The organism is Ectobacillus panaciterrae DSM 19096, from assembly GCF_000430785.1.
In the GTDB taxonomy this organism is placed as follows: domain Bacteria; phylum Bacillota; class Bacilli; order Bacillales; family Bacillaceae_G; genus Ectobacillus; species Ectobacillus panaciterrae.
The window spans coordinates 1-9339 of record NZ_AUMR01000123.1; the positions used below are offsets into that span (position 1 = coordinate 1).

A 9339-nucleotide genomic window follows, 5' to 3' on the forward strand; every position below is an offset into this window, starting at 1 on the left:
TAAAGGCGCTTTTTGCCTTTATGCGGCGGAGGTTCTTGGACGGCAGCACCTAGCCGGCGGAGCTAGACATCACGAAAAGCGGAGCCGGCTCGTTCCCAGCAAATCTCTCTCCATCTTCCATCTCTTACATTTTCTTCCCTTAAAAAAAGTGCAGAGTCAATACTCTACACTTTTCTACATGATTCCTTATTATACGTTAATTTTCTCCGTTATAAAAGAAATCTTTCGCAAATGGAAAGTTCTCGTAAAAAAAGGCATATCCAAGTTCAGGAAGAATACCGAGCACGATTGTGAACACGGCGCAAAGGATAGCTGCGGTTTGCAGGTTGATCGGCATCGACAGCTTTTCCCCTTCTGAACTTCGGAAGAACATAAGCTGCAGGATGCGGAAATAATAAACGAACGATATGACTGTCGTTGCCATCATGATAGCTGGCAGCACGTAGTTCGAAGCATTTCCGGCAAACACGCCAAGGAAGATGTTCACCTTTCCAATAAAACCGGCCGTTCCCGGAATGCCTGCAAGCGATAGGATGAAGATTGTCATCATGACCGCCGTGACCGGAGACCGTTTATATAAGCCTGCGAAAATGCCGAGATTTTCACGTCCGCTTTCACGGCTTAGGCCATGAATGATAGCGAATGCTCCGATATTCATCAGCAAGTATGCCAGCATGTAGAACCACATGCTGTCGAGCGTGAACGAGGAAAGCGTCGCGAATGGCACAAGCAAGTAGCCGGCATGCGCGATACCGGAGTATGCAAACATACGCTTCACGTTCTGCTGCTTGAGCGCCACCGTATTTCCGACAATCATTGTAATAGCTGCCAAAACAGCAATGTAAATTTGCATATTTGTCAGCAAGGATTCCGTGCCTTCCTTCACTGGAATACCAGCAAAAATCATAAGGAAGATGCGCAGAATAATGACGAATCCGGCAAGCTTTGATACAGTTCCTAAAAATGCCGTAACCGGCGTTGCCGCTCCTTGGTATACATCCGGCGCCCACATGTGGAACGGTGCCGTTGCAAGCTTGAAGGACAATCCGACGAACGTAAGGAGAAATGCCAAAGAAAGCAGCAGCTCAATATCGCCGCTCACGCCTTGTGCAAAAATAGCTCTCATCTCCAAGACATTCGTTGTGCCTGTCAGCCCGTATAAATAGCTCATGCCAAACAGCGTAATTGCCGTGGCAATACCACTGTTAATGATGTACTTCATTGCTGCTTCGTTCGAGCCTGTATGCTTTTTGCGAATGCCGACAAGGATAAAGGAGGATAGAGACAAAAGCTCTAATCCTACAAACAGCGTAATCATATCATCGCTCGATGTCATAAACATCGCACCGAGAAGCGCTGTTAAAAACAAGTAGTAATATTCACCCGTATCTGTAATTGATTTTTCCCTCGTATCGCTCATCGCAAGCAGAAATACGAGTGCTGCACCGGCTAATAAAATAGTTTTGAACGCTTTTGCAAAGCCGTCCAATACGAACGTGCCGTTTAAAATCCCGCCGGCAGGCTCTCCGTACAGCATCACCAAGGAAACGAGGGAAAGCACAACCGCACCGAGTGCTACGTACGCTAAGTGTTTACGCCCCCATGTATCTTTCAAAAATAAATCCAGGAGCGATAGAAGGATGGCGGCACCGACAATAATAAATTCCGGCATCATTAAGCCCCAGTGTAAGCTTAGAAGTGTTTGCATATCCATTCTATCCTACCTCCCTACCAGTTGAAGTGCAGAGCCCAAAGGTCCGCCGAGTATTTCAGGTGCGACCCCGATTGCGATAATGAAAAAGAGAAGAATGAGAATCGGCAAGAATTCCATTCCCTTCACATCCGCTTTTCGGTCAAGCTCGAATTTGCCGAATGTAATGGACAGAACCGCGCGAAGTACGTAAGCAGCTGTCAAGATAATACCGAGCGTTCCGACCGCTGCCGCAATCGGCATGGTATCGAATAAACCTAGGAAGGCAAGGAATTCGCCGATAAAACCAGACATTCCCGGAAGTCCAAGGGAAGCCATAGCCCCCGCCAAAAGGAATCCGCTAAAGAGCGGCATATTCTTTGCCAGCCCGCCAAGGCATTTCATATCAGATGTGCCGAAGCGATCTTCAATCATTCCGAGCAGGAAGAACAATAGCGCTGCAATCAAGCCGTGGGAGATAACCTGGAAGATTGCACCCTTTACACCCGCCTCGTTCGCCGCAGCTAAACCGAGCAGCACGATACCCATGTGCGAAATACTGGAGTATGCGAGAACCCTTCGGAAATCTGTTTGAATGAGTGCCAAGAACGCCCCGTATAATACGTTCACGACCCCGAGAATCGCGATGAGCGTTGTAAACTTGTCAAACTCCTCCGGGAACATGCCCATTCCGAAGCGGATAAGGCCGTACGCGCCGATTTTCAGCAAGACGCCGGCATGCAGCATGACCACTGCAGGCGGAGCTTGTACGTGCACATTCACCATCCAGCGATGAAGCGGGAAAATCGGAAGCTTAATGCCGAAAGCAATAAACAAAGCGATGAACAGCCCTGTTTTCAGCGACTCGGAAATCGGACCGAGCGGATTTCCGCCGTTCAATGCGTCCGTGACTCCATCAAAGTTCGTTGTGCCTGTCTTCCCGAAAATGATAGCAAATACGAGCAAAAGAATAGCAGAGCCGATTCCGTTGTAAATGAGATAGCTGTAAGATGCTTTCTCGCTCTCGAATTTGCCCCACTTCCCGATTAAGAAGAACATCGCCGGAAGCGTTACTTCAAAAAAGAAGAAGAATAACAGCAAGTTCTCGGCAGCAAAGACGCCAAGCATCCCGATTTCAAGCAATAAGAGTAAAATGTAAAAGTTTTTCACTTGCTTTGTGATCTTCTGAGCCGTTACCGCAGCCAGCGCTGCCAGCACCGCGGTCAGCAGCATCATGATAAAAGAAAAGCCATTTACGCCAAGCTCATAATCAATTCGGAATAAATCCGGCGCCTGCTCAAATCTTCCGAACTGAATCCACTTCGCGTGCTCTGAGAAAGAGTCAAAGCCTTTGCCGGATAAGTACGTGCCGTATAGAACAAACGAGCAAACGAGCGGGAACAATGTCGTGACCGTTCCGATAAACCTCGCCGTTTTTTCATTTGATGCAAACATGAGAACAAGAATGCCTAAAAGCGGGGAGAAGATGAAGATAGATAATAGATAACTCAATGTAGATACCCCCCTGTTACAACAAGAATGACAAGCAAGACCGCAAGACCGATGAAGGTAACTGCTCCGTACGTTTGCACTTGGCCGCTTTGCAGCTTAGACCCAAGCGCACCCGTTCCTTTGGCAATCCCTCCGATGACTTGTGCCAATCCTTCTACTATATACTTCTCCACAGCGTTCAGGATCAAGGCGATTCCCTTTACAAGCAGGATAATGCTCCTGCCATAAAATTCATCGATATAGTATTTATTCTTCAGTATATCGTACACAACAGAATTTCTGCCGCCCAGCCAGTTCCGGGACAGCGCGCCTTTTCCGTAAATGAAATATGCCAAAGCGATGCCCGCTAACGATACAAGCGCAGCGACAATCATAATCCAAGACGGTCCGTGCCCTTCATGCTGAAACGGAACGTCCTTTGTAAGCCAATCCCCAAGGAACGTACCGAACCAAGGTGTATTGATATAGCCGGCAACAACTGCCAGTACGCCGAGCACCATCATCGGAATCGTCATTATCTTTGGCGATTCGTGAACGCCCTTTTGATCGCCTCTTGGTTTTCCTGTGAACACTAAGAAGTAAAGGCGGAACATATAGAATGCGGTGAAGAATGCCGCAACGACCGCCAGCCAGAACAAGCCGTAATTGCCGCGCTGCCACGCTGCCAGCAAAATTTCATCCTTACTGAAGAAGCCTGATAGGAACGGCACGCCGCTGATTGCCAATGTCCCGATTAAAAAGAGGGTTCCAGTTACTTTCATTTTGGAAAATAAACCGCCCATTTTTTCGATATCCTGCGTATGTGCCGCGTGAATAACGCTTCCTGCCGCCAAGAACAGCAGCGCTTTAAAAAATGCATGTGTCGTTAAGTGAAAGACGCCTGCCACATAGCCTGCAGAACCAAGCGCCAGCATCATATAGCCAAGCTGACTCACTGTGGAATATGCCAGTACGCGTTTAATGTCCGTTTGCACCAAGCCGATGCTTGCCGCGAAAATCGCTGTAATGCCGCCGATGACCGCCACAGTCGTCATCGCTGTTTCGCTCGCTTGGAACAACGGGAACATTGTTGCGACTAAGTACACCCCGGCCGCAACCATCGTCGCTGCGTGGATGAGCGCCGATACAGGCGTCGGACCTTCCATCGCATCCGGAAGCCATGTATGAAGCGGGAACTGACCGGACTTGCCGACCGCTCCGACAAAGATCAAAATTGCCGTAACCGTAATCATCGCTGCGGAAATCTTTCCTGCGCTGACCGCTTCAAAAATCGCATCATATTCAAAGCTGCCGACCTGCCAGAACAACAGGATCATCCCGATGAACAAGCCGACATCCCCGATACGCGTCATAATGAAAGCCTTCTTCGCCGCTGCCTTCGCTTCCGGTTTGAAGAAATAGAACCCGATGAGCAAGAAGGAACCGAGTCCCACAAGCTCCCAGAAGATATACAGCTGCAGCAGGTTCGTTGCCAGAACGAGACCGAGCATCGCAAATGTAAAGAGGCCGAGGTACGCATAGAAAATATGGAGCCGTTCGTCTCCGCGCATATACCCTCTTGCATACATATGTACTAAAAAGCTGACGAGCGTTACGATGAACAGCATTAAGGCATTCAACGCATTCACTTCAAAGCCGAATGTGATTGTTTTATCGCCGATATTTAGCCACGTCCACTCCTGCTTCACAGTATTCGCGGACAAACGCTCGATTAAAACCAGTACCGCACCCGCAAAGGACATGAATGTCAGCCCCATACCAATAAAGCTTCCTGCTTCCTTAAGCTTCTTGCCGATAACAAGTAACAAAATAAAGGAAAGCAGCGGGAAAAGCGGTATAAGCCATGCATAATTCATCATTGTCTTTTCTCCCCTTTCCCCTTAACGCTTCAAGGAATCCATCTCATCGATATTCACCGTTTCGCGGTTTCTGTATAAGGCAATCAAAATCGCCAAGCCGACTGCCGCTTCTGCAGCCGCCACTGTAATTGTGAATAAAGAAAAAATCTGCCCCTTTAAGCTTGGAAACAATCCAAGCTTACTAAATGCCACTAAATTCAAATTGGCCGCGTTCATCATCAGCTCGATACAGATGAGGACGATGACCGTATTGCGCTTTGTCAGCGCCCCGTACAAGCCGATGCAAAATAAAATGATGGCAAGCGCCAAGTAGCCTGATACCGGAACATTACTCATGATAATCACCTTCTTCCCCATCGTCCTTTTTCGCCAAAATGATGGCTCCGACAAGAGCGACTAATAACAGAACGGATGTTACTTCAAACGGAATGATATATTTCGTGTAAAGAAGCTCACCGATTTGCTTCGTATTTTGCTCGTGAAGCGCAGCATCCTTCGTTACCGGCGTAAAATCTACGTTGTTCACCGCAAAATACATCACCGCGCCGAATGCCAAAACAGCAAGGAATACCAAAAGCGAGCGGACGCTGCCATTTGTTTCACTTTCGGCGTTATGCTTAGTAAGCATGATGCCGAAAATCATGATGATGGTAACAGCACCGGAGTAAATGAGAACCTGTACGACGCCGACAAACTCCGCCGACAGCATAATGTAAAGACCCGCGATGCCAAGGAACGTAAAGACGAGAGCCAGCATCATATGCATCACTTTCGTTAAGTTCAGCATAAGCACTCCGCCCATGATAGCGATTATCGAAAGTGTCAGAAATGCTATAAACTCGCCGCTCATACTTTATTCTCCTTTCTCACGTTCGTATCGTTTTCATCGAGCCACTCCAGATTTTTAAACAAATCATCACGCGTATACTCCGCCAGCTCGAAGTTGTTCGTCATGACGATTGCTTCCGTCGGACATACTTCTGTACAAAGATCGCACAAAATGCAAATTTCGAAGTTAATATCGTACGTATCGATAACCTTCCCCTTCTTCGTCGGATCCGGATGCTTCTTCCCTGTCAGCTGAATACAATCTGTCGGACAAATTTGCGCGCATTGATTGCAGACGATGCATTTTTCAGGATAGAACTTTTGAATGCCGCGAAAGCGATCTGGAAGCGGAAGCGGTTGGTTCGGATAATCGTATGTGACTTTCTCCTTCGTTAAGTTCTTTAGGGTATATTTCATCCCCTTCAATAACCCTAACATGTCGTCTCCCCCTCTTTTCCTGCCCTTGACTAGAGGCCAAGAGCCCGATTCATGCGCCCTCAGAACTGCACATCTAGAAGAACAATCCTTTTATAAGCGCCGTAAGAAAAATGTTCGCAAGCGCCACCGGAAGCAGCACCTTCCATCCGAACTCCATCAGCTGGTCCGCACGAAGACGCGGGAACGTAACGCGGAACCAGATTAATAGGAACACAACCGCGCTGAATTTCAACGCGAACCAAACCGCACCCGGAATAAATCCGAGGAACGCGACAGGCTGCCATCCGCCAAGGAACAATACCGTGATTAAAGATGACATCGCGAAGAAATATACATACTCAGAAAGCATAAAGAACGCCCAGCGGAAGCCGGAGTATTCTGTATGATAACCGGATACAAGCTCGGATTCGGCTTCCGGCAAGTCGAACGGCGTACGGTTCAGCTCAGAAACAGCCGCGATCAAAAAGATGAGGAAACCGATCGGCTGAACGAAAATGTACCATACCTTGTGCTGTGCATGCACAATGTCATTTAAATTTAAGCTTCCTGATAACATCACGACACCGATCACGCTCATGACAAGCGGTATTTCATAGGAAATCATCTGTGCCGCTGCACGCATCCCCCCAAGAAGGGAATATTTGTTGTTCGAAGCCCATGCGCCTGTCACGATACCGATTGTCGTAATACCGGATACGGCGATGTAGTAAAGAAGCCCTACCCCAATGTCCGCAAATTGCAGCTTATCTGTAAAGGGAATCGTCGCAAGTACCATAAAAGCCGGTGCAAATGCGATGACCGGTCCTAAAATGAAGAGCGGCTTATCCGCAGCTTTCGGGATTGTGTCCTCTTTCAGCAAAAGCTTTAATACATCCGCTACTGTCTGCAGGAGACCGAAGCGCCCCCCAACCTGGTTCGGTCCAATACGACCCTGCATAAAGCCCATAACCTTACGCTCGGCAAGAATGCCGTACGTTACGAAGCCAAGCACTACAAATAAAAGGAGTGTTGCCAATCCGAAAAAGATAAAAAACGTTGTCCAGCTCGGCGCAGATTCTAAGAGGCTTCGTACCATCAGCCATCAACCTCCCCAAGTACGATATCGACTCCGCCCAAAATCGTAATCAAGTTCGCAATATTCTCGCCCTTCAATAACTTCGGCAGGATTTGCAAGTTATAGAAGGACGGCCGGCGAAACTTAAGTCGATACGGCTCTTTCTTTCCGTCGCTTGCGATATAGCAGCCGATTTCTCCGCGCGGGGATTCGATGCGTACGAATGCTTCGCCCTTCGGCGCTTTAATAATTTTCGGCACCTTCGCCATGACCGGCCCTTCCTTGAACTGCGCTACTGCTTGCTCGATAATTTTCAAGGATTCCTCAATCTCTAACATACGGCACATATAACGATCCCACGCATCGCCGTTTTTGCCGACCGGCACATCGAAATCAAAACGGTCATAAATGGAATACGGCTCATCCTTGCGAAGATCCCATTTTACGCCTGTACAGCGAAGGTTCGCTCCGCTCAAGGAATACTCAATTGCTTCTTCAGCCGTATAAGGCCCGATGCCTTTGACACGGTTGATAAAGATTTCGTTTCCTGTTACAAGCTCATGGTAGCCTTTTAGCTGCTCTCTCATATAAGGAACAAACTCCGCCACCTTTTCAATCCATCCGTCCGGCGCATCCCACTTTACGCCGCCGACACGCATGTAGTTGAACGTCAAGCGTGCGCCGCAAAGTTCATTCAAGAAGTTGATAATCATTTCGCGTTCACGGAATGCATATAAGAACGGACTTACTGCCCCGATGTCCAGCAGATTTGTGCCCCACCATACAAGATGGCTTGCCACGCGTCCAAGCTCCATCGCAAGTACGCGAAGGTATTCTGCGCGCTCCGGTATTTCCAGTCCCATCATCGTTTCCACCGCATGACAGATAACGTAGTTGTTCGTCATCGCAGATAAATAATCCATGCGGTCTGTATACGGGATAATTTGTGTATACTGTAGGTTTTCCGCCAGCTTTTCCGTTCCACGGTGAAGATACCCGATGACCGGCGTAGCTTCCTTAATGATTTCTCCGTCAATTTTAATGACGAGACGAAATACCCCGTGTGTACTTGGATGCTGCGGGCCAACGTTAAGAAGCATTTCTTCTGTGCGAATCATGCTTGCTACACCTCCACATCAAACGGCTCGTAGTCTTTTCGTAACGGATATCCGACCCAATCGTCCGGCAGCAAAATGCGCGTCAAGTTTGGATGTCCTTCAAACACAATGCCAAGCAAATCATACGTTTCACGCTCAGGCCAATTTGCGCCTGCCCAGATCGGCGTAACGGACGCAAGCTTCGGCTCGTCACGGCTCGTCTTCGCTTTAACCGCAACGGACTGCTTGTTGCGATACGAGTACAAATGCACATACACTTCCATATGCGTCACGAAATCAGTTCCGTGCAGCTCTGATACATAATCGAATGCAAGCTGCTCGTTCCGCTTCAAAAATTCCATTGTTTTATAATACTGCTCCGTCTTAATGACAAGCGTTGGCACATCCTTTGAAATTCTATTAATATAGGAATCTTCAAGAACGTCTTCTCCCAAATGCTCCTTCATGACCGCAACATACTTATCCAAGTAAGGCTGATTCAGTGACGGCTCCGCCGCCGCAGGCTCCTCTGCCGCTGTTTTTGCTCCGGCTGCCGCACGCGCTTTCGCTGCTGCCGCCGCTTTTGCTTTCGCTGCTGCGATTGCCTTTGCTTTTTCGTCGTCTCCGGCTTCACCTTTCGCTTGCTGCTTCGCAAGCGCTGCTGCTTTCGCTTTCGCCACTGCCGCCGCTTTTGCTTTCGCTGCCTCGATTGCCTTTGCCTTCTCGTCGTCTCCAGCTTCGCCTTTCGCCTGCACAGCTTCCTCAGTTGCTGCTTTCTCTGCTGCACGCTGCTTCGCTAGTTCCAACGCTTTCGCTTTGGCTTCTGCTGCCGCTCGTTTCTTTGCTTCTGCCGGGTCTTCC

At 48.5% G+C, this 9339-nt stretch carries 9 protein-coding genes; all 9 read right to left on the reverse strand.

Annotated elements, in window-relative coordinates:
- Positions 1 to 196: 196 nt before the first annotated feature.
- Positions 197 to 1708, reverse strand: coding sequence for an NADH-quinone oxidoreductase subunit NuoN (gene nuoN / locus H540_RS0120315; RefSeq protein WP_028402155.1), 1512 nt, complete (start codon positions 1706 to 1708; stop codon positions 197 to 199).
- A 12-nt stretch (positions 1709 to 1720) separates the two neighbouring features.
- Positions 1721 to 3202: an NADH-quinone oxidoreductase subunit M gene (locus H540_RS0120320; protein WP_034671531.1), complete on the reverse strand. Its 1482-nt coding sequence runs from the start codon at positions 3200 to 3202 to the stop codon at positions 1721 to 1723.
- Positions 3199 to 5061, reverse strand: a complete 1863-nt coding sequence (nuoL, locus tag H540_RS0120325; protein WP_028402157.1) for an NADH-quinone oxidoreductase subunit L — start codon at positions 5059 to 5061, stop codon at positions 3199 to 3201. The genes H540_RS0120320 and nuoL overlap by 4 nt, the downstream gene beginning before the upstream one ends.
- A 21-nt stretch (positions 5062 to 5082) precedes the next feature.
- A complete protein-coding gene (nuoK, locus tag H540_RS0120330) occupies positions 5083 to 5397 on the reverse strand; it encodes an NADH-quinone oxidoreductase subunit NuoK (protein ID WP_028402158.1) in 315 nt (104 codons plus the stop codon).
- Positions 5390 to 5911 carry an NADH-quinone oxidoreductase subunit J gene (locus H540_RS0120335; RefSeq protein WP_028402159.1) on the reverse strand — a complete coding sequence of 174 codons (522 nt, stop codon included), beginning with the start codon at positions 5909 to 5911 and terminating at the stop codon, positions 5390 to 5392. Before H540_RS0120335 ends, nuoK begins: the two co-directional genes overlap by 8 nt.
- The gene (gene nuoI / locus H540_RS0120340) at positions 5908 to 6327 is read right to left on the reverse strand and encodes an NADH-quinone oxidoreductase subunit NuoI (RefSeq protein WP_028402160.1); all 420 of its coding nucleotides are present in this window, start codon (positions 6325 to 6327) and stop codon (positions 5908 to 5910) included. Before nuoI ends, H540_RS0120335 begins: the two co-directional genes overlap by 4 nt.
- 73 nt (positions 6328 to 6400) lie before the next feature.
- Complete coding sequence (nuoH, locus tag H540_RS0120345) at positions 6401 to 7402, reverse strand: NADH-quinone oxidoreductase subunit NuoH (RefSeq protein WP_028402161.1); 1002 nt, start codon at positions 7400 to 7402, stop codon at positions 6401 to 6403.
- Positions 7402 to 8499, reverse strand: coding sequence for an NADH-quinone oxidoreductase subunit D (locus H540_RS0120350; protein WP_028402162.1), 1098 nt, complete (start codon positions 8497 to 8499; stop codon positions 7402 to 7404). Before H540_RS0120350 ends, nuoH begins: the two co-directional genes overlap by 1 nt.
- A 5-nt stretch (positions 8500 to 8504) precedes the next feature.
- The coding region (locus H540_RS35255; RefSeq protein ID WP_028402163.1) for an NADH-quinone oxidoreductase subunit C at positions 8505 to 9339 on the reverse strand (835 nt) is incomplete at its 5' end.